General features: G+C 61.7%; 19 protein-coding genes. 8 read left to right on the forward strand and 11 right to left on the reverse strand.

All coding sequences use genetic code 11. From position 1 onward, the window contains the following. Positions 1 to 16 precede the first annotated feature (16 nt). The 3 genes from hisC to FHT70_RS24255 are packed head-to-tail and all read left to right on the forward strand — an operon-like array spanning position 17 to position 2,499. The gene (gene hisC / locus FHT70_RS24245; protein WP_183705354.1) at positions 17 to 1,114 is read left to right on the forward strand and encodes a histidinol-phosphate transaminase; all 1,098 of its coding nucleotides are present in this window, start codon (positions 17 to 19) and stop codon (positions 1,112 to 1,114) included. Further along, positions 1,111 to 2,037 carry a prephenate/arogenate dehydrogenase family protein gene (locus FHT70_RS24250; RefSeq protein WP_183705355.1) on the forward strand — a complete coding sequence of 309 codons (927 nt, stop codon included), beginning with the start codon at positions 1,111 to 1,113 and terminating at the stop codon, positions 2,035 to 2,037. Before hisC ends, FHT70_RS24250 begins: the two co-directional genes overlap by 4 nt. A gap of 9 nt (positions 2,038 to 2,046) precedes the next feature. Further along, positions 2,047 to 2,499: a GNAT family N-acetyltransferase gene (locus FHT70_RS24255; protein WP_183705357.1), complete on the forward strand. Its 453-nt coding sequence runs from the start codon at positions 2,047 to 2,049 to the stop codon at positions 2,497 to 2,499. Here FHT70_RS24255 and FHT70_RS24260 read toward each other — a convergent pair. After that, positions 2,496 to 3,512, reverse strand: a complete 1,017-nt coding sequence (locus tag FHT70_RS24260) for a DUF2125 domain-containing protein (protein ID WP_183705359.1) — start codon at positions 3,510 to 3,512, stop codon at positions 2,496 to 2,498. The two genes, FHT70_RS24255 and FHT70_RS24260, sit on opposite strands and share 4 nt — an antisense overlap. A gap of 49 nt (positions 3,513 to 3,561) precedes the next feature. Between FHT70_RS24260 and FHT70_RS24265 the strand changes: the two genes are divergently transcribed. Beyond that, positions 3,562 to 4,092 carry a gamma-glutamylcyclotransferase gene (locus FHT70_RS24265; protein ID WP_183705361.1) on the forward strand — a complete coding sequence of 177 codons (531 nt, stop codon included), beginning with the start codon at positions 3,562 to 3,564 and terminating at the stop codon, positions 4,090 to 4,092. On the opposite strand, the gene FHT70_RS24270 is transcribed toward FHT70_RS24265, so the two are convergent. The 4 genes from FHT70_RS24270 to ftsE all read right to left on the reverse strand — a co-directional run bounded on the left by FHT70_RS24270 (position 4,093) and on the right by ftsE (position 7,433). Next, the gene (locus tag FHT70_RS24270) at positions 4,093 to 4,890 is read right to left on the reverse strand and encodes a 1-acyl-sn-glycerol-3-phosphate acyltransferase (RefSeq protein WP_183705363.1); all 798 of its coding nucleotides are present in this window, start codon (positions 4,888 to 4,890) and stop codon (positions 4,093 to 4,095) included. Positions 4,891 to 4,977: 87 nt separating this feature from the next. Then, on the reverse strand, positions 4,978 to 5,694 hold the full coding sequence (locus FHT70_RS24275; RefSeq protein WP_183705365.1) for a YdcF family protein: 717 nt from the start codon (positions 5,692 to 5,694) through the stop codon (positions 4,978 to 4,980). Positions 5,695 to 5,761: 67 nt separating this feature from the next. Continuing rightward, a complete protein-coding gene (locus FHT70_RS24280; RefSeq protein ID WP_183705367.1) occupies positions 5,762 to 6,781 on the reverse strand; it encodes an ABC transporter permease in 1,020 nt (339 codons plus the stop codon). Next, the gene (gene ftsE / locus FHT70_RS24285; protein ID WP_097601574.1) at positions 6,774 to 7,433 is read right to left on the reverse strand and encodes a cell division ATP-binding protein FtsE; all 660 of its coding nucleotides are present in this window, start codon (positions 7,431 to 7,433) and stop codon (positions 6,774 to 6,776) included. Before ftsE ends, FHT70_RS24280 begins: the two co-directional genes overlap by 8 nt. A gap of 206 nt (positions 7,434 to 7,639) precedes the next feature. Here ftsE and FHT70_RS24290 point away from each other — a divergent pair, with 206 nt between their 5' ends. From FHT70_RS24290 to FHT70_RS24300, 3 genes are all read left to right on the forward strand, one after another. After that, on the forward strand, positions 7,640 to 8,293 hold the full coding sequence (locus FHT70_RS24290) for a hypothetical protein (protein WP_097601582.1): 654 nt from the start codon (positions 7,640 to 7,642) through the stop codon (positions 8,291 to 8,293). Positions 8,294 to 8,422: 129 nt separating this feature from the next. After that, positions 8,423 to 8,965: a hypoxanthine phosphoribosyltransferase gene (hpt, locus tag FHT70_RS24295; RefSeq protein WP_064805282.1), complete on the forward strand. Its 543-nt coding sequence runs from the start codon at positions 8,423 to 8,425 to the stop codon at positions 8,963 to 8,965. 136 nt (positions 8,966 to 9,101) lie between these two features. Then, positions 9,102 to 9,461, forward strand: a complete 360-nt coding sequence (locus tag FHT70_RS24300) for a response regulator (RefSeq protein ID WP_010028815.1) — start codon at positions 9,102 to 9,104, stop codon at positions 9,459 to 9,461. Between the two features lie 33 nt (positions 9,462 to 9,494). Here FHT70_RS24300 and FHT70_RS24305 read toward each other — a convergent pair whose 3' ends face one another. The 4 genes from FHT70_RS24305 to argH all read right to left on the reverse strand — a co-directional run bounded on the left by FHT70_RS24305 (position 9,495) and on the right by argH (position 15,461). Continuing rightward, complete coding sequence (locus FHT70_RS24305) at positions 9,495 to 12,164, reverse strand: TIGR02302 family protein (protein ID WP_183705369.1); 2,670 nt, start codon at positions 12,162 to 12,164, stop codon at positions 9,495 to 9,497. Between the two features lie 268 nt (positions 12,165 to 12,432). Then, positions 12,433 to 13,701, reverse strand: a complete 1,269-nt coding sequence (gene lysA / locus FHT70_RS24310) for a diaminopimelate decarboxylase (protein ID WP_097601576.1) — start codon at positions 13,699 to 13,701, stop codon at positions 12,433 to 12,435. Between the two features lie 12 nt (positions 13,702 to 13,713). After that, positions 13,714 to 13,908, reverse strand: a complete 195-nt coding sequence (locus tag FHT70_RS24315) for a lipoprotein (RefSeq protein WP_003582619.1) — start codon at positions 13,906 to 13,908, stop codon at positions 13,714 to 13,716. Positions 13,909 to 14,057: 149 nt separating this feature from the next. Beyond that, on the reverse strand, positions 14,058 to 15,461 hold the full coding sequence (gene argH, locus FHT70_RS24320; protein ID WP_097601577.1) for an argininosuccinate lyase: 1,404 nt from the start codon (positions 15,459 to 15,461) through the stop codon (positions 14,058 to 14,060). Positions 15,462 to 15,485: 24 nt separating this feature from the next. Between argH and FHT70_RS24325 the strand changes: the two genes are divergently transcribed. Then, positions 15,486 to 16,148, forward strand: a complete 663-nt coding sequence (locus tag FHT70_RS24325; RefSeq protein WP_183705372.1) for a TlpA disulfide reductase family protein — start codon at positions 15,486 to 15,488, stop codon at positions 16,146 to 16,148. 173 nt (positions 16,149 to 16,321) lie between these two features. On the opposite strand, the gene FHT70_RS24330 is transcribed toward FHT70_RS24325, so the two are convergent. Next, on the reverse strand, positions 16,322 to 17,203 hold the full coding sequence (locus FHT70_RS24330) for a 3-hydroxybutyryl-CoA dehydrogenase (protein ID WP_064805274.1): 882 nt from the start codon (positions 17,201 to 17,203) through the stop codon (positions 16,322 to 16,324). 148 nt (positions 17,204 to 17,351) lie between these two features. Then, positions 17,352 to 18,281: an electron transfer flavoprotein subunit alpha/FixB family protein gene (locus tag FHT70_RS24335; protein WP_183705373.1), complete on the reverse strand. Its 930-nt coding sequence runs from the start codon at positions 18,279 to 18,281 to the stop codon at positions 17,352 to 17,354. Positions 18,282 to 18,299 lie beyond the last annotated feature (18 nt).

Raw genomic sequence — 18,299 nt, forward strand, 5'->3', positions numbered from 1 at the left:
ACCCATGAGCGTTGAGATGAGCAAGCCCGTTCCGCGTCCCGGTATTCTCGATATCGCATCCTATGTGCCGGGCAAGGAACATGCGCCGGGTGTCGCCCGCGTTTACAAGCTCTCCTCCAACGAGACGCCGCTCGGCGCCAGCCCGAAGGCGATAGAGGCCGTCAAGGCAGCTGCCGACAATCTGGGACGCTATCCCGACGGGCAGGCGGTCGAACTGCGCGAGGCGATCGCCGCTGTACATGGCCTCAATCCGGCAAACATCCTCTGCGGCAATGGTTCCGACGAGCTGCTCGGCCTGTTGTGCCATGTCTATCTTGGCGCCGGTGACGAAGGCATCATCACCGAGCACGGCTTCCTTGTCTACAAGATCCAGATCATGGGCACGGGCGCGATGCCCGTCATCGTCAAGGAGAAGGACTATACCGTCGACGTCGACGCGATCCTGGCGGCGGTGACGGAAAGGACGAAGATCGTCTTCATCGCCAATCCCGGCAATCCCACCGGTACATACGTTCCCGTCAGCGAGATTCGCCGCCTGCAGGCCGGTCTGCCTAAGCATGTCGTCCTCGTGCTCGATGCGGCCTATGCCGAATATGTACGCCGCAACGATTATGAAGCCGGCATCGAGGTCGTATCGTCCAGTTCCAACGTAGTGATGACCCGCACCTTTTCGAAAGCCTACGGTCTTGCGGCTCTGCGCGTGGGCTGGATGTATGCGCCAGTGGAGATCGTCGACGCCGTGAACCGCGTACGCGCTCCGTTCAACCTGAATGCGGCCGCGATCGCCGCCGGTGCCGCGGCCATCCGCGACCAGGCCTTCGTCCAGCAGGCCGTCTCTTTCAACCAGATGTGGGTGGAGACGCTCACGGAAGCTCTCGAAGCGATCGGGCTGAAAGTGACGCCGTCCGTCGCCAATTTCGTCCTCATCCATTTCCCTGACATCGACGGCAAGCGCGCGGCCGATGCCGACGAGCTCCTGACGAGCCGGGGCTACATCCTGCGTGCCGTGCGCAGCTACGGCCTTTTCAATGCGCTGCGCATGAGCATCGGTCCGGAAGAGGCCAATCGCGGCGTCATTGCCACGCTGCGTGAGTTCATGGGACGGCAGGCATGAGCGTGCTGTTCGATCGCATCGCGCTGATCGGCATCGGCCTGATCGGCTCTTCGCTCGCCCACGACATCAGGCGGCTCGGGCTTACCAAGGAGATCGTCGTTGCGACACGCAGCGCCGAGACGTTGAAGCGCGCCGAAGAGCTCGGTCTCGGCGACCGCTATACGACCTCTTCGGCCGATGCTGTTCGAGATGCCGACCTCATCATCGTTTCGGTTCCGGTCGGCGCTTCGGAAAGCGTGGCGAAGGAAATCGCCGGCAATCTCAAGCCCGGCGCTATCGTCACCGATGTCGGTTCCACCAAAGCGTCCGTCATCGCGCAGATGCAGCCGCAGATGCCCGACAATGTGCATTTCATCCCCGGCCATCCGCTGGCCGGCACGGAAAAATCCGGCCCGGATGCCGGTTTCCCCGGCCTCTTCGAAGGCCGCTGGTGCATCTTCACGCCGGTTGCCGGCACCGACGAGACGGCGCTGAAGCGGCTGCGCGGCTTCTGGGAAGCGCTTGGATCGAAGGTCGACGAGATGGATGCGGAGCATCACGACAAGGTGCTCGCGATCGTTTCGCACCTGCCGCATATCATCGCCTACAACATCGTCGGCACCGCCGACGATCTGGAGACGGTGACGGAGTCCGAGGTCATCAAATATTCGGCCTCCGGCTTTCGCGATTTCACCCGTCTTGCCGCTTCCGACCCGACGATGTGGCGCGACGTCTGCCTGCACAATCGCGATGCGATCCTCGAAATGCTGGCGCGCTTCTCAGAAGATCTCGCCTATCTGCAGCGCGCGATCCGCTGGGGTGAAGGCGACAAGATTTTCGAACTCTTCACCCGCACGCGCGCCATTCGCCGCTCGATCATCCAGGCCGGCCAGGATGTCGACGCCCCCGATTTCGGCCGCCCCCACGCGCTGGATAAGAAGTAGACTCTCGCGATGGTGGAGGTGGCGAGCGCAAGTCAGGCGGATATCGACTGGCTGGCTCGCGAGGATGCCACTGCAGGCAAGGTGTGGGTATCGCGATGCGTCGCGCTTGGCGAATATCTCGTTGCCAGGGAGGCCGGCGAGATCGTCGGCTTCCTGCGCTTCTCCCGCTTCTGGGGCAGGGTTCCCTATATGGAGATGATCCGCGTTCTGCCCGGCCATCGCCGGTCGGGCGTCGGCACAGCGCTGTTTCTCGCCTGGGAAAGAGCCATGCGCGGCGAGGGCGCTCGGCTGCTGATGACGTCGAGCGAATGCGATGAGAGCCGGCCGCAGGACTGGCATCGCCGTAACGGATTTACAGAAACCGGTGCGATCGAACTGCCTGGCCTGCAATCGGTGCCTGAGGTTTTTTTCATCAAGCGGATTGATTGCGGCCTTTCCAGCACTCTAGCCGAAAAGCCTTAGATCGGTGGGATCTGACCGAGCGGAATGAAGCCGCTGACGGTGGCATTGCCGCGATCGACGACGAGATCGACTGAGACCTTGTCTCTACCGCCGGCCAGCGCCTTCAGCATCTTCGTCGCCGTGTTGACGGTCGGAGCAAGATCCGGGAAAGCCTGTTTCAGGCTGTCGCCCCAGGGGCCGAGCCGTTCAATTTCCAGCTTGAACTTCCCGGAGAGAAAGCCTTGCTCGTCGAAGGAAAACGGACCGGTGAGCGTCATCACCTTGCCGTCGCCGATGTCGGCAACGATGCGACGCAGTTCGCCGGCAGAACCATTGAGGCCGTTCGGGTCGCTGCCGTCGATCAGGCCGGCCTTGCCGGCAATCGTGAGATCGATGCTGGCAGAGAGTTTCGGGAAGAGCTGCGGCCAGTCCTTGATCGCGGTGTTCGCATCCTGCAAGGAGATCGCGCCGTCGAGATCGGCGCCGTTCTGGCGCAGGTGAATTTCGGTGCGAGCCGCGTCGAAGCTGATGGTCTGGCCGGTATAGGAGGAGACCGCCGTCGCCTTTAGGCCCTCGATGACGGTCGAGCTGCGATCGATGCCTTGCAGCCTGGTCGTCAGGCTCGCCTGCAGATTCGTCCACTGAGCCGAGACCGAAAGGCCGTTTGTGGTGCGGATTTCGGCCGGTGAATCGAGCTCCCAGACGATATGGCTCGGCGCATAGACCTGCGCGGCGGAGCGCAATGCGCCGAAGGTGGCGGAGACGCCGTCGACATTGTCGTCGACATCCACCTTTGAGCAGAACAGACCGATGCGGAAAGGATAGCCGCGGAATTCGATATCGGAGCATTCGCCGGTGACGCCGGCCTGATCGCGCGGCGCGATTGCTTTCAGCACCGTCGTTTTCAAGGCCGATGCGGCATAGAACCAGCCGCCGGTATAAAGCGCGATCACAAGGAGGATGCCTCCGCCCAACAACAAGAATTTCTTGCTGTTGCCGGTTTGGCTGCTGCCGGATCGGCTTGACGCTGCCATGATGTTCTCCAATGGTGAATCGCAATGTGATTCCGGTCTGGCGTGCGATATGGACGAATTTTGGGTGTTTGGCTACGGCTCGCTGATGTGGAATCCGGGCTTCGAGTTCCTGGAGCGGGCAGAAGCTCTGGTGCATGGTTACCGGCGTTCGCTGTGCGTCCGATCCTTCGTCCATCGCGGCACGCCGGACAATCCCGGCCTGGTTCTCGGCCTCGACAGGGGTGGAGCATGCCGTGGCATGGCGTTTCGTGTTTCGCCGCACAAATGGGACGAGGTGATCGATTATCTCCGCGCCCGCGAACTCGTCACCAATGTCTATCTGGAGCGCCGGGTTCGGCTGCAGTTTGCCGGCGGTCGCCGAACGGAAGCGGTTACCTACATCGCTGATCGCGACCACGAGCAATATGCCGGTACGCTCGATGCGCATGCGGCCGCGCGGGTGGTGAACGAGGCCAGGGGGCAGTCAGGCCCGAACGACGCCTACGTCTTCAACACGCTTGCGCACCTGAGACAGATGGGCATTCGCGACCCGTGGCTGGAGCAGGTCGGCAACGAGGTGGAGCGGCTGCGAGCCGGCTGATCAGGCCGTCGCCGCCCTCACTTTGCGCAGCTCGGTCAGCCGAGCGACCGCTGTCGGCGGCAACGGCAGATGCGGATTACGGTCGACGGTGTCGATGAGGAGCTCGTCGCTTGCCCGTTCCGTGACCTCGATCAGATGAGCGAAGAAAGCATCGGGATCCATTCCCGGCATGATCGGCGGCAGGATCCTGACCTTGAAATGACCGGGATAACGGCGGACGCTCCGCCGCGGCCAGAAGAGGCCTGGATGCATCGCAACCGGCACGACGGGAATGCCAAGATCGCGGTACATGCGGGCGATGCCGTATTTATAGACCGGCTCGGCACCCGGCGGGCGGCGGGTGCCCTCAGGATAGATGATCAGCTGGCGACCGGTCGAAAGCTCCTCCCTGGTGCGTTTCAGCACTTCCACCATCACCTTGCCGCGGGCGCCGCGGTCAACCGGGATCATGCGCTGCTTCTTCGCATACCAGCCAAAGAGCGGAATCCACATCAGCTCACGCTTCAGGATGTAGACCGGATCCTTGAGATTAGGCAGCAGCGCATAGGTGTCCCAGAAGGACTGGTGCTTCGGCGCCAGGATAAAACTGCCCTCAGGTAGGTTCTCCAGCCCCTCGATCTCGAAGGTCGTGCCGACGATCATGCGCATCAGCCAGTGGTTGGAGCGCGCCCAATTCTTTGGGATCTCATAGGCGGTCAGCCGCGGCACCACGAAATAATAGGGCGAGAGCACGATCATCCGGACGATGAGATTGGCGTAGAAGATCGTGTTGAAGAGGACGGAACGCAGGGCGATCATGAAATTATCCCGAGGCATGCTCATGCGACCGGCCTACACGATATTGCCCGTGATAAAAAGCGTTTGATGCCGCCCCGATGCAAAAGCTCAGTCTGCGGCGGATACACTTGCCGAGCGCAGTCCGGTGTGACGGCCGAAGCCGGTGATATTGCGAGCGCCCGTTAACAGCACCTTTGCATATTCGGCGAGCATGACCCGCATCGCGTTCGGGTCGGTAAACCAGTTGCGGGTCTTCAAATCCGAATTGACCACCGGATAGGGGATAAACTCGATGTCCGGATCGACATAGGAGAGTTCTGCGAGGCTGCGCGGCATGTGATAATTGTTCGTGACAACGAGAACGCTTCTGTATCCCCTGGCGTGGATCCAATTGGAGGTTTCCTCGGCGTTGCCGATCGTGTCTATCGCATCGTGGCCGATATCGACGCAGCAGGAGAAAAGATCGGCCGAGCCTTGCGTCATCTTGCGAATCTGCGCCGGCGTCGTCGTCGGATGGACGCCCGAGATCAGCAGTCGTTTGCCCGCCCCCTTCTGCAGCAGTTCCACGGCCTGGTCGATGCGCTGGTAGCCGCCTGTCAGCACGACGATCGCGTCTGCCTTGGGCTCGGCCGGAGGCTTGAGCGTTGTCACGGAATCGGCAAACCGCAGAAAGCCGCCGAACACCAGGGCGATTGCCAGGATGCAACCAAAGCCGCCCCAGCGCAGCAGGCGGCGGATCGGACCGCGCCGCGGCGGCAGGCCCGCCGGACGATCAAGCTCCGGGTCCTGCCGAATCGGATTGCGTGTCGTATCGCCCATGGTCATGAATCGTGATTATACGCTGATTGCGGCGCGGAACAGACGCTTTCACGATAAAACGGTATGGTCACGATCAACTCGCTATGCCGTCGGTGCGTGTCGGGTCCGAACGCAATGTATCGATTTCATAGATCGTCCGCATGACGGTCAGCCGCGCCGTGACGGTCGTCAAGAGTGCGATGACGATCATCGTCGCGAAGATGCCGGCATAACCGAGTACACCAACGGAAAAGGTGCCGAACAGCGCCGTTGCCTGATCCGTCTCCGGCGTCGCCAGCGTACGGCTTTGCCAGAAGCCGGCGCTAGCGAAAAAAAGAGCGGCAAGTGCGCTGCCGATCGCCGAACCCTTAAGGCTGATCTTCAGGAAATGTTTCTGAAATTCGGTGGCGACGAAGGAGCTTTCGGCGCCGACGAAATGCAGCACTTCGACGATGTGCCGGTTGCCCGACAGCGCGCCGCGCGTGGCGAAGACGACGGTCAGCACCATTGCCGAGAAGACCAGAAGCAGGACGCCGGTGCCGATCAGCACCGTCGTGTGCGCCATGGAGACCAGCCGGTCAACCCAGGTGCGGTGATCGTCGAGGCTCGCCTGCGGAATGCTGTCCTTGAGGAGCCCTCGCATTGCATCGAAATCCGGCGGATTGTTTTCGTCGATGGTGATGACGACGAGACGGGGAACAGGCAGATCCTTGAGATCGAGGCCGGGGCCGAGCCAGGGTTCGAGCAGCCGGGCGGTGGCTGCCTCGTCGACAATCTGGCCGCTTTTGGTGCCGACGAACGTCAGCGCCAGGTCGCGTGCCTGAGTCAGCGCTTTTTCCATATCGAGATTGTCGTCCGGCTTGATCTGGATGGTTATCTCGCGGGAGATCTGGCTCTCCCAGCTTGCCGCCGTCGAACGCACCATGCTGACGCCGCCGAGCGTCAGGCAGGCAAGAAAGGCCATGATCGATATAACCACCATCAGGGCGTTGCCCTGGATATTGGAGGGCGGCAGGATCGGCGCGGTCGGGCGCACGCGCATTTCCGGCCGCTTCTGCTGAACGGCAGGCTGAGCCGGCGCCTTCTCTCGGTTCCTGGACGGGGGTTCAGTCATAGATATCGAGATGCCCCTCCGAGAGGATCATACGGCGGGCTTCTACCTGTTCCATCAGCGCCAGATCATGGGTGGCGATGACAACCGCCGTACCAAGCCGGTTGAGTTCGAGGAAAAGATTGAGCAGGCGCCTTGCCATCGGCGGGTCGACATTGCCCGTGGGCTCGTCGGCCAGTAGGACTTCCGGCCGGTCCATCAGCGCCCGTGCAATGGCGGCGCGCTGCTTTTCCCCACCGGAGAGGACCGGCGGCAGCACGTTGATGCGTTCGCCGAGCCCGACCCATTTCAAGAGTTCCAAAACGTCGGTTTTGTAGGAGCTTTCCTCCTTGCCGCGCACGCGTAAGGGCAAAGCGACATTCTCATAGGTCGTGAGATGGTCGAGCAGGCGAAAATCCTGGAAGACAATGCCGACGCGCCGGCGCAGCAGCGGCAGTTCGGGTCGGGGAATTTCGGAAATGTCGCGCCCGAACATGCGGATCAGACCACGTGTCGGCTGCAGCGACATGAAGAGCAGCCGCAACAGCGAGGTCTTGCCGGCGCCGGATGGGCCCGTCAGGAACTGAAAGGATTTCTTCGGAATGTCGAAGGTCATGTCCCGGAGGATTTCCGGGCCCATGCCATAGCGCAAACCGACATTCTCGAAGTGGATCAACGGGCAGCTCAGTCTGTTCTTGGTTTCACCGCGTGACTTGTTAACCAACACCGTTAACAGCCGGTAAAGTTTGCCGAAAAGACGCCCGTTTAATGGCAATCTTTGCGAAGCATTAACCATTAAAATTTACGACTGAGGAGGATTCGTTTCAATGCCAAGATTTCTTGCGGCAGCGAAACCATGTGGACATCTGCGAGGCAGCCACCATGGAAGCATCCTCCTTCAGCCGCCGTACGCCGGGCCAGGCCTATGATTTCCTGCCGCCCGAACCCGTACGCCGCCAGTATCGTTCGACACGTCCTGCTGATGTCTCCGACGCCGAATTCGTGACGGTCGGCAAAACCCGGCCGAAGGACTTCAGCACCAAGATCCATAACGACAACGGCGGGCGCATGGCGGCAGCGCGCGTCGCACGGCCGCCGCTCCTGTCGGCGATGGCTGCTTCCGCTCTGCGAAGGGCGGAATCCTGGCTGCAGCGAGCGTCGCCGCGCAGTTTCGCGGTGCTGGTACTGGCGCTCGCCGTGCTCGTTTTCGGGCTCGCAGGCGGCTTTTCCGGCCTTTCCGCCGCGGGCGCCTCCTCCGGAGCGCCGCTGCATTTCACCCATGTCACCGTGACGCCGCGTGATGCGAACGGCATGCGTGTGCTCGTCGTCAACGGCATCATCGAAAACGAAAGCGGCACAACGCAGACGGTGCATCCGATCCGCGCCGATCTGGTGACCGACGAACGACTGACGGCAAGCGTCGTCATCGATCCGCCCGCCGACGTCATCTACGACGGCCAAAGCCGTGGCTTTTCAGCCCGCGTCCAGCACGCCGGCGGAAAATTGCCGGAGGTCCGGCTTTCTTTCCTGCCGTAGAAATAACGGGTTTCGTGATGGCTTTCCGCCACAGGACGCACCAATCCCGTTGATTTCATGAGCGGCGAGGCTGTTTCAGGCGCGCATATGTGCTAACGGCTTACCCTTCTTTTCATGGAGCAAGCCCTTATGCCTGTCGTGCGCGGAAAAAATATCGAGCCGCTCTTCACCGCCGAGCAGATCGCGGAGCGCAATCATGCGATGGCGCGGGAGATCGCCAACGGTCCGACAAAGGACCTGCTCGTCATTGCCGTGCTCAAGGGCTCCTTCATCTTCGCCGCCGACCTGATCCGCGCCCTGCACGACACCGGACTTGCCCCCGAGGTCGAGTTCATCACGCTGTCGAGTTACGGCACCGGCACCGTTTCGCAGGGCGTGCGCATCGTCAAGGATATCGACAGCGACGTGCATGGCCGAGACGTCCTCCTGATTGACGATATTCTCGAGTCCGGCCGGACGCTGCTCTTTGCCAAGGAACTGCTCTTCGAACGTGGCGCGCGCAACGTGACGATCGCCGTGCTGCTCGACAAGCGGGTCAAGCGCAAGGAAAAGCTGGAGGCCGATTATGTCGGCTTCGAATGTCCCGATTACTTCGTCGTCGGCTACGGCATGGACGTTGCCTATGCGTTTCGCGAACTGCCTTTCGTGGGCGTAGTGACCGGCGACGCCTGAGGGAATGCCGGCGTCGCTTCATTGCCGCGTGAAGACGGGTTGTTAACCATCTCGCCTATCGCTTCGCCATCTTTACCGATCGAAAAGGAAAGTCTGGTGATTTCCGTCGCGGGGCTGAAGACGGAGCAATGCACATATGGCAAGAATTCTGATTACGGAAGACGAGGATTCCCTGCGGTCTTTCGTAGCCCGGGCCTTGCGGCTTGACGGTCACGAGACCGATGAAGCGGCTGACGGCGCCGAGGGGCTGGAGAAGCTGAAGGACGGGGTCTACGACCTGCTGCTGTCGGACATCCGCATGCCCGTGATGGACGGCATCGAACTCGCCCATCAGGCGAAGGACGCCTTCCCCGCTTTGAAGATCCTGCTGATGACCGGCTATGCCGAGCAGCGCGAGCGCGCCGACGATCTCGCAGAAAAAATCATCGACGTCGTCGCAAAGCCATTTGCGCTTCCCGATATCCGCAAGGCTGTCGCCCGGGCACTTGTCGCTTAAAGCGCACGCCTATCTTTGACGGCGGTATAAGGCTTACTGGATGTCCAGAAGCCGTTCGAGATACCGCCGTTCCATTTCCTGTGGCGGATTGTTGCCGAGCTTCTCGCGGATCGCATCGAGAATTTCGCGTGCGCGCTGAACGTCGATTTCGTCAGGCACCTTCACGCCATCGTTGTCGATATAGCCGTTGGTCATGCGCGGTCGCCCCAACGGATCCCGGCCGTTCTGATCGCCCTGGCCGACCTGGCCGTTCGGGCCTTGTCCCTGCTGGCCCCGCTGCGCCTGCATCATCTGGTTCATCATGTCGCGAGCGCCCTGGCGAAGGGCTTCCAGCGCACGGCCCTGGTTCTCGACGGCCGTGTCGCCGCGGCCCTGGCCGAGCTCGCGGCCGGCGCCGTCCATCTCGCGTTGGGCCTGGCCGAAGCCCGGGCCGGGCTTCATGCCCATTTCGCCGAGTTTCTTCTGCAATTCCCCGAGCTGCTTGCCGAGGGCATCCTGCTGGGCGCGCAACTGCTTCAGCGCTTCTCTGAGCTGCTCGGCGGTCATCTGGTCGGAAGGTTTCTGGCCCTGACCTTGCTGGCTCTGGTCTTGCTGCCCTTGCTGCTGGTCCTGCGGTTCGCCATTCTCTCCCGGCATCATATCGTCGAGCAGCGGATCGTTTTCGCCCATATCGGATTCGCCACGCTGCATACGGTCCTTGAGCTGCTGATCGAGGCGGAAGGTTTCTTCCATCAGCTTCTGCTGATCGCGCAGGATCTCGCCGAGCTTGTCGATCTGCTTGCGGGCTTCGCTGTTTTCCTGACCCTGCTGGCCCCGCTGCGGCCGGCCGGCCTGCAGGTTGTTCATCATGCGCTGCAATTCCGACAGCATCTGCTGTGCCGCGTCGCGATTGCCGGAGCGGGCGAGATTCTCGATCTGGTCCATCATCCGTTCCAGATCCTGCTGGCGCAGGATGTTCTGCGCGTTCTGGTTCGGCTGCATCGTCGGGGCATTCTGCATGCGTTCGGCAAGCTCCGTCAGATAGTCCTGCATCGCCTTGCGCAGCTCATCCATCAGCTTCTTGATCTCTTCGTCGGGCGCGTTGCGGTCCAATGCGTCTGCAAGCTTCTGCTGGGCTTCACGCAGCTTGCGTTCGGCAAGCGAAAGATCGCCGTCCTCCATGCCGAGCGCGATTTCCCAGAGATACTGGGCAGTATCCTTCAGCGCCTCCTCGCCTCTTGCCAGCTTCATGCGGGCCAAGGCCGATTCCAGCAGCAAGTAGTTGGTAAGCTTGGGGATGGTCTCCTCGGGACGGATGGTCAGCGCCTCGTTCAGCGCGATCGCCTGCGGCATCTTACGGGTATCGAGCGCGAAAACCTGCCGTTCCTCGGCGACAGCTGCGGCAAGCGGCTCGTTGAAGGGTCGCGACGGCAGCGTCATCTCGTAGGGCGGGCTGCGGCCGGTCTGCCCGGCGGCATCCTTGGCGACGAGGGTAATGCGCACCGGCTTGCCGGCGAGCGGATGTTCGGTCAGATTCCGGCTGGTCACGCCCTTGGCGTCGCGGGCGTTGCGACGGGGAATATCCAGCCGGTACTCCGGCAGCGGATATAGCGGCGTCGCCGTCGGATCATTTTCCAGAGGAACGATCTCCGCATGGGCCTCCTGGACGCCGTAATCGTCCTTGACGGTGAAGCCGATTTCCAGCGCGCCGTTGACGCTTGCCTTCGGCATGCCGTCAAAGGCGATTTCAGGCGCCTTGTCAGGCAGCACGTCGAAGCTCCAGCGGCGACCGTTGACTTCGAGCGCGCCGTTTTCCTCAAGCTTCATCACATGCGTCTGCGCGATGAGGGCATTATTGGCAGGCGCGCCGGCCGTCGGCTGCTCGCCGGCAGGCGCGCTTGCCTGCTGCGGCTTTGCGTCAGCCTGCACGGCGATATCCCGCGCCTCGCCGTTCGCCTTGCGGAACACGACCTTTTCGGCCGTCTTTCCGCCGCTGACGCGCACGGTGAGGCCGGAGAACTGCGGAACGCCGATCGGCGCCTGTTCGCTGCCGTCGGCGGTCAAGTAAACCGGCGCGCGACCGGTATAGGAGGGCGGCGTCACCCAGGCATCGATGCGCACCGCCGGATCGACCGCCACCTGTTCGGGCGCTGACTGCAATGCGTCACTGACCGAGCCACCGTTGAGCGACAGCGAATAGCCAAAAGCGGTGACAACAAGCAGAGCAGGGATGGCGCGCAGGGCGAAGCGGTCATGTGCGGCGATATCAGGCCGCGGCATGCCGGCATCGAGTGCTGCGATCTTTTCGGCCATGCGCACCTGGTGCTCACGCCAAAGTGCCCGCGAAAAGGGTGTGTCGTAGGCCGGCTCGTCTTCCTGGACGGCAACCGGCTGGTGCGGCAGGCCGTTGCGCTCTTCCAGCATGCGATTGGCTTCAGCGGTTTTCGGCCAGCGCAGATGGCGGAAGGGAACAAGCGAGACGAGGAACGCCCCGGCAAAGGCGATCAGCAGCAGGATGCGCAGCCAATCCGGCACGTTGCGGAAGATACCGAACCAGGAGGCCGAGAGATAAATGGCGACGATGGAGAGGAACGGCATCAGCAGCGGCAGCAGTTGCTCGAAGAAGAGCACGGTGCGCGCCAGCAGGCGTTTCGTCGTTACCAGCCGGGCAAGCGAGGGACGGAGCGCAAATGCACCCTTCCTCTGCCTTGAGGGGCTTGTCATCGGTCCGGTCTCCGCGATCTGGCGTTCTGGTACAGAGGGCGCTTCCGGCGATTGCGGGGCAATACGCTCATGAACGAAAGGATAACACTCTTTGTGGCGAAGGCGAGGGCGAACGGGCAGGAATACCGCCTTTTCACGTTTATTCGCCGAAAAGTGATGGTGCTGCTAAAGCGCGCCGCGATCTTTCAGATTCGCTTCTTGCGCTTTAGCTCTATGTTTTACGGATGTCGTTAACGCAAAACCGCTTCACACTTTTGAGCGACATGCTCTAATCGAGCCAGGCCGGAACGGAATCGAGGCTGATCAGCTCGGCATAGGTCCTGCGCGGGCGGATCACATGAAAATCGCTGCCCCTGACCAGAACTTCGGGCACCAGCAGGCGGCTGTTATAGGTGCCGGCCTGCACCGCGCCATAGGCGCCGGCAGTGCTGACGGCCATCAGGTCGCCGGGCTTCGGCATCGCCATTTCGCGGTCGAGCGCCAGATAATCGCCGGTCTCGCAAACGGGACCAACCACGTCGGCGCGGATGCGCGGCGCGTTTGCTGCCGATATCGTCACCGGACGGATCTCGTGATAGGCCTCATAGAGCGTCGGTCGAATGAGGTCGTTCATCGCACCGTCGACGATGACGAAAGTCTTCTCGCCGCCGTCCTTAACATAAAGAACTTCGGTCACGAGAATGCCGGCATTGCCGACGATCAGGCGACCGGGTTCGGTGACGATCTTGCAGTTCAGGCCGCGAAGCTGGTTCTTGACGATCGCCGCATAGGCATCGGGCAGCGGCGGCGGATTGTTGTCATCCTTATAGGGAACGCCAAGGCCACCGCCGATATCGACGTGATGGATGGAGTGACCGTCGGCACGCAATGTCGCGACGAGATCGCGCAGCAGCTTGAAGGCGTCGTCGAAGGGCTGTAGCTCGGTGATCTGGCTGCCGATATGCATGTCGATGCCCGTGACTTCGATGCCGGGCAGCTTGGCGGCATGGGCATAGATGGCGCGGGCGCGATCCCAAGAGATGCCGAACTTGTTTTCCTTCTTGCCGGTCGAGATCTTCGCATGCGTCTTGGCATCGACATCCGGATTGATGCGGAAGGAGACCGGCGCCTTCTTGCCGGCGTTGACGGCGCGCTGGTTAAGAATCTCCAGCTCAGGCTCGGATTCGACGTTGAAGCAGTAGATGCCAGCCTCGAGGGCGAAATCCATCTCCTGCGGCGTCTTGCCGACGCCCGAAAACATGATGCGGCTCGCCGGAATGCCGGCGGCAAGTGCACGGCGCAGTTCGCCTTCCGAAACGACGTCGATGCCGGCGCCGAGGCGTCCCAGGGTCTTCAGCACGGCTTGGTTCGAGTTCGCCTTCATCGCATAGCAGACCATGGAGTCGACATCGGCGAAGGCTTCCGAGAAGACGCGATAGTGGCGCTCCAGCGTTGCGGTTGAATAAACGTAGAACGGCGTGCCGACCGCCTTGGCGATCTCCGGAACGGGGACGTTCTCGGCGTAAAGGATGCCGTCGCGGTAATCGAAATGGTTCACGGGGTGCGCGCCTTAAAGGAGGGGGTCAAGGAGGAAGGGCTTGTCAACGGTGCCGGGCTGTTTCGTCGGCTTGGAAACGTCGCCTTCCTTCGTCGCCGCAGCACTCGGCGGATCGAGATCGCCCTTACGTCCGCATCCGGCAACGGCAAGGCCGATGACGGCGAGCACCGCCGTCAGGCGGATGAGGTGCGGCAAGCTCTTCTGCATGGATATCCTCTTGTGCGGCCTATGGCTGATATCGTTCATCGAACGACGGGATCTTCATAGCGAAGTTTCTCAGCCTTGTGCACCCTGATTGTTGGGCGGTTTTGAGCGCTGGCAGAAGGGCGAGGCGGCTTTCGGCCTGCCCTGTACCCTCAATTGCGGGCGCGCCAGAAGGCGATCTGCTTGCGGACTTCGGACGGGGCCGTGCCGCCGAAGCTCTTGCGGCTGGCGACCGAGGCTTCCACCGTCAACACGTCGTAGACCTTGTCGGTGATTGCAGAATGGATCGCCTGCAGGTCGGAGAGCGGCAGTTCGGCAAGATCGCAGCCCTTGCTTTCGGCGAGCGCCACGGCGCGGCCGGTGACGTGATGGGCATCACGGAAGGGCAGGCCCGCTTCGCGCACCAGCCAGTCGGCAAGATCGGTCGCCGTCGAAAAACCGGAGCCGGCCGCCGCCTTCATGCGCGCGGTATTGACGGTCATGTCGCGCACCATGCCGGTCATGGCGGCAATCGCCAGTTCCAGGCTCTCGGCGGCGTCGAACACCTGCTCCTTGTCTTCCTGCATATCCTTTGAATAGGCGAGCGGCAGGCCTTTCATGATCGTCAGCAGCGCGATCAGCGAGCCGTTGATGCGGCCGGTCTTGGCGCGCACCAGTTCGGCTGCGTCCGGATTCTTCTTCTGCGGCATGATCGAGGAGCCGGTCGAGAAGGCGTCAGACAGGCGCACGAAACCGAATTGCGGGGTCGACCAGATGACGATCTCTTCCGCGAGGCGCGACAGATGCATGCCCGTGATCGCGGCGATCGCCAGGAATTCGATGGCGAAGTCGCGGTCGGAGACCGTATCGATGGAATTGCGGGTCGGCTCGCGGAAACCCAATGCCTTGGCCGTCATATGGCGATCGATTGGATAGCCGGTGCCGGCAAGGGCGGCAGCGCCGATCGGGCTCTCGTCCAGATGCTCGATAGCATGGCGCACGCGCGAGCGGTCACGGCCGAACATTTCGACATAGGCCATGCAGTGATGGCCGAAGGTGACGGGCTGGGCGGTCTGCAGATGGGTGAAGCCCGGCATGACGCTTTCGGCATGTTCCTCGGCGCGGTCGAGGAAGGCGGCGATCAGGCCGGTCAACATCCGTTCGGTCTTCTCAAGCTCTTCCTTCACCCAGAGACGGAAGTCGAGCGCCACCTGATCGTTGCGCGAGCGGGCGGTGTGCAGCCGGCCGGCCGCCGGACCGATCAGCGTCGCCAGGCGTGCTTCGATATTCATATGGATGTCTTCGAGCTGGCGGGAGAATTCGAAATTGCCGCTTTCGATTTCTGACAGGATCGTGTTTAGCCCGTGAACGATCTTGTCCTTATCGTCTGACGAAATGATCCCCTGATGGGCGAGCATCGTCGCATGGGCGACGGAACCACGGATATCCTGCGCGAATAGCTTCTTGTCGAAACCGATCGAGGCATTTATCTCCTCCATGATCGCGTCCGGGCCGGAGGCGAAGCGCCCACCCCACATCTGGTTGGAGGATTTGGTGTCCGTGTTGTTCTCGGCCATAAGATGCCCGTCCTGGAGAATGAAATGACGACGAAAAAACCCTTCGGCCTGCCGTCCGGAAAACTGATCGCAATCGCCGCCGTCGCAGGTGTCGTTGCAGGTGCGGCAGCGGTATACGTGAAGGAGACGGGCATTGGCAATGGCATCGGCAGTAGCGCTTCGGCCGAATGCCCGCAGGGAAAGGAGAGCGCCGCCAAACTGGCGCCGCTGATGAAGGGGCAGGTCGCCGCCATGGTTGCCGCCAACGAGCCGCGCAAACTGGCGACGGTTTCCTTCAACGGACCGGATGGTAAATCGCTGACGCTCGATCATTTCGCCGGCAAGACCGTGCTGCTCAATCTCTGGGCCACATGGTGCGTGCCCTGTCGCGAGGAGATGCCGGCGCTGAACGCGCTGGAAAAGGAAATGGGCAGCGACAAGTTCCAGGTCGTGCCCGTCAATATCGACACTGGCAATGATGAGAAGCCGAAGACTTTCCTCGCCGAGACCGGTGTCGATGCGCTGCAGCTTTACCGCGACAATACGATCGGCGTCTTCAACAGCCTGAAGAAGGAAGGTCTCGCTTTCGGCCTGCCGGTGACGCTGCTGCTCGACGACAAGGGCTGCCTGATTTCGGCCATGAACGGGCCTGCCGCTTGGGACAGCGAAGATGCAAAGGCGCTGATCAAGGGTGCGATCGGGTCGTGAGTGCGCTCAGGAGTCCCCATCTCCTCTTATGAGGAAGACGCCCGCGAGTCCGATAAGGACGCAGCATTGCAGCAGGAACATGGGTGTTTCGGTCGACATGGCATTCCTCCCGTTCCGGCAAGGAAAGCATTTAGCGGGCGTGCGGTCCACTCGCCCTTTCTGATGATCTCTGCTTATCGGGTCGGGACGGGCACTTCGCCACGATAATCGTAGAAGCCGCGGCCGGATTTGCGTCCGAGCCAGCCGGCTTCGACATATTTCACCAGCAGCGGGCAGGGGCGATACTTCGAGTCCGCCAGCCCGTCGTGCAGCACCTGCATGATCGAGAGGCACGTGTCGAGGCCGATGAAATCGGCAAGCTGCAGCGGCCCCATCGGATGGTTGGCGCCGAGCTTCATCGCCGTGTCGATGGCGTCGACGGTGCCGACACCTTCGTAAAGCGTATAGATCGCCTCGTTGATCATCGGCAACAGAATGCGGTTGACGATGAAGGCCGGGAAGTCCTCGGCGACGGTGACGGTCTTCTCCAGCGAGCCGACGAATTCCTTGGCGGCGGTGAAGGTCTTCTCGTCGGTCGCAATGCCACGCACCAGCTCGACCAGCTTCATCACTGGCACCGGGTTCATGAAATGTATGCCCATGAAGCGCTCGGCGCGGTCGGTGGCAGCAGCAAGACGGGTGATGGAAAGCGAAGAGGTGTTGGTGGCCAGCAGCGCTTCCGGCTTCATCACCGGGCAGACCTGGCTATAAATCTTGCGCTTGACGCTTTCGTCCTCGGTGGCCGCCTCGATGACGAGATCGGACGGGGCGAGATCGTTGACATCGGCGGAGCCTGATATGCGCGACAGGGTCGCCTTGCGTTCCTCGTCGGTCATCTTGCCGTTCGTCACCAGGCGGGCGAGATTGCCGTTGATGGTGGCGAGGCCGGATTCGATGCGGTCCTGCGAGAGATCGTAGATGTGAACCCTGTAACCTGCGGCGGCCGAAACATGCGCGATGCCGCAGCCCATCTGGCCAGCACCGATAATACCAATATTCTTCAACACCGCATTCATCTCCAAACCCCCGCCGGCAGTCGCCCCCGCGTTGCCGTATTATATTAGCAATACTGCCGGACGAAAGATCGCCCGGCAGTAAGTAGTAGACCGATAAAAGACAATTTTCCAGTCATTCGCAAGTGCGAAAGAAAGGCATTTGCCTCGCTCAGAGCGCCTTTTGCAATTCCGGCAGGGCGTCGAACAGATCGGCGACGAGGCCGTAGTCGGCAACCTGGAAGATCGGCGCCTCCTCGTCCTTGTTGATGGCGACGATCACCTTCGAATCCTTCATGCCGGCCAGATGCTGGATGGCGCCGGAGATGCCGCAGGCGATATAGAGATCGGGCGCCACCACCTTACCGGTCTGTCCGACCTGCCAGTCATTCGGGGCATAACCGGCATCGACGGCGGCACGGCTGGCGCCGACGGCAGCACCGAGCTTGTCGGCCACCGGCAGGATGACTTGCCTGAACTTCTCGGCCGAACCGAGTGCGCGGCCGCCCGAGATGATGACCTTGGCCGAGGTCAGTTCCGGACGTTCCGACGCCGACAGTGCATCGGAGACGAAACGCGACAGGCCCGGATCGGAGACGGCCGGGATCGCCTCGACCGTTGCCGAGCCGCCTTCCGCTGCCGAGGCAAAGGAAGCGGTGCGCACGGTGATCACCTTTTTGGCGTCGCTTGATTGCACCGTCTGGATGGCGTTGCCGGCATAGATCGGCCGCTTGAAGGTATCGGCGGAGACGACCTCGATGATCTCCGAGACCTGGGCGACGTCGAGCAGGGCTGCCACTCGCGGCAGCACCGTCTTGCCGACCGAGGTAGCGGCCGAGACGATCGTGTCATAGGAGCCGGCAAGCGAGACGATCAGATCGGCCAGCGGTTCGGCGAGATTGTTGGCAAGCGCGTCACTTTCGGCGAGCAGCACCTTGGAGACGCCGGAGAGTTTTGCCGCCTGATCGGCCGCAGCCCTGGCAGCCTTGCCGGCAACCAGCACATGAATATCGCCGCCGATCTGGCTTGCCGCCGTCAGCGCCTTGGCGGTCTGGTCGGAAAGGTGATTGCCGTCATGGTCGGCCAGAAGAAGAATGGTCATGATAGTTGCTCCTGTTCC

The sequence above is a fragment of the Rhizobium sp. BK049 genome (genome assembly GCF_014193135.1).
In the GTDB taxonomy this organism is placed as follows: Bacteria; Pseudomonadota; Alphaproteobacteria; order Rhizobiales; family Rhizobiaceae; genus Rhizobium.

Bases quoted from the DNA above. Each gene is read 5' to 3' on its own strand.
- hpt (WP_064805282.1), top strand. From the start codon at position 8,423: ATGCCTGTCGTGCGCGGAAAAAATATCGAGCCGCTCTTCACCGCCGAG.
- FHT70_RS24265 (WP_183705361.1), top strand. From the start codon at position 3,562: ATGGACGAATTTTGGGTGTTTGGCTACGGCTCGCTGATGTGGAATCCG.
- FHT70_RS24300 (WP_010028815.1), top strand. From the start codon at position 9,102: ATGGCAAGAATTCTGATTACGGAAGACGAGGATTCCCTGCGGTCTTTC.
- FHT70_RS24250 (WP_183705355.1), top strand. From the start codon at position 1,111: ATGAGCGTGCTGTTCGATCGCATCGCGCTGATCGGCATCGGCCTGATC.
- FHT70_RS24260 (WP_183705359.1), bottom strand. From the start codon at position 3,512: ATGGCAGCGTCAAGCCGATCCGGCAGCAGCCAAACCGGCAACAGCAAG.
- FHT70_RS24255 (WP_183705357.1), top strand. From the start codon at position 2,047: ATGGTGGAGGTGGCGAGCGCAAGTCAGGCGGATATCGACTGGCTGGCT.
- FHT70_RS24290 (WP_097601582.1), top strand. From the start codon at position 7,640: ATGGAAGCATCCTCCTTCAGCCGCCGTACGCCGGGCCAGGCCTATGAT.
- FHT70_RS24315 (WP_003582619.1), bottom strand. From the start codon at position 13,908: ATGCAGAAGAGCTTGCCGCACCTCATCCGCCTGACGGCGGTGCTCGCC.
- FHT70_RS24335 (WP_183705373.1), bottom strand. From the start codon at position 18,281: ATGACCATTCTTCTTCTGGCCGACCATGACGGCAATCACCTTTCCGAC.
- hisC (WP_183705354.1), top strand. From the start codon at position 17: ATGAGCAAGCCCGTTCCGCGTCCCGGTATTCTCGATATCGCATCCTAT.
- FHT70_RS24275 (WP_183705365.1), bottom strand. From the start codon at position 5,694: ATGACCATGGGCGATACGACACGCAATCCGATTCGGCAGGACCCGGAG.
- FHT70_RS24270 (WP_183705363.1), bottom strand. From the start codon at position 4,890: ATGATCGCCCTGCGTTCCGTCCTCTTCAACACGATCTTCTACGCCAAT.
- argH (WP_097601577.1), bottom strand. From the start codon at position 15,461: ATGGCCGAGAACAACACGGACACCAAATCCTCCAACCAGATGTGGGGT.
- FHT70_RS24325 (WP_183705372.1), top strand. From the start codon at position 15,486: ATGACGACGAAAAAACCCTTCGGCCTGCCGTCCGGAAAACTGATCGCA.
- FHT70_RS24280 (WP_183705367.1), bottom strand. From the start codon at position 6,781: ATGACTGAACCCCCGTCCAGGAACCGAGAGAAGGCGCCGGCTCAGCCT.
- FHT70_RS24305 (WP_183705369.1), bottom strand. From the start codon at position 12,164: ATGACAAGCCCCTCAAGGCAGAGGAAGGGTGCATTTGCGCTCCGTCCC.
- FHT70_RS24330 (WP_064805274.1), bottom strand. From the start codon at position 17,203: ATGAATGCGGTGTTGAAGAATATTGGTATTATCGGTGCTGGCCAGATG.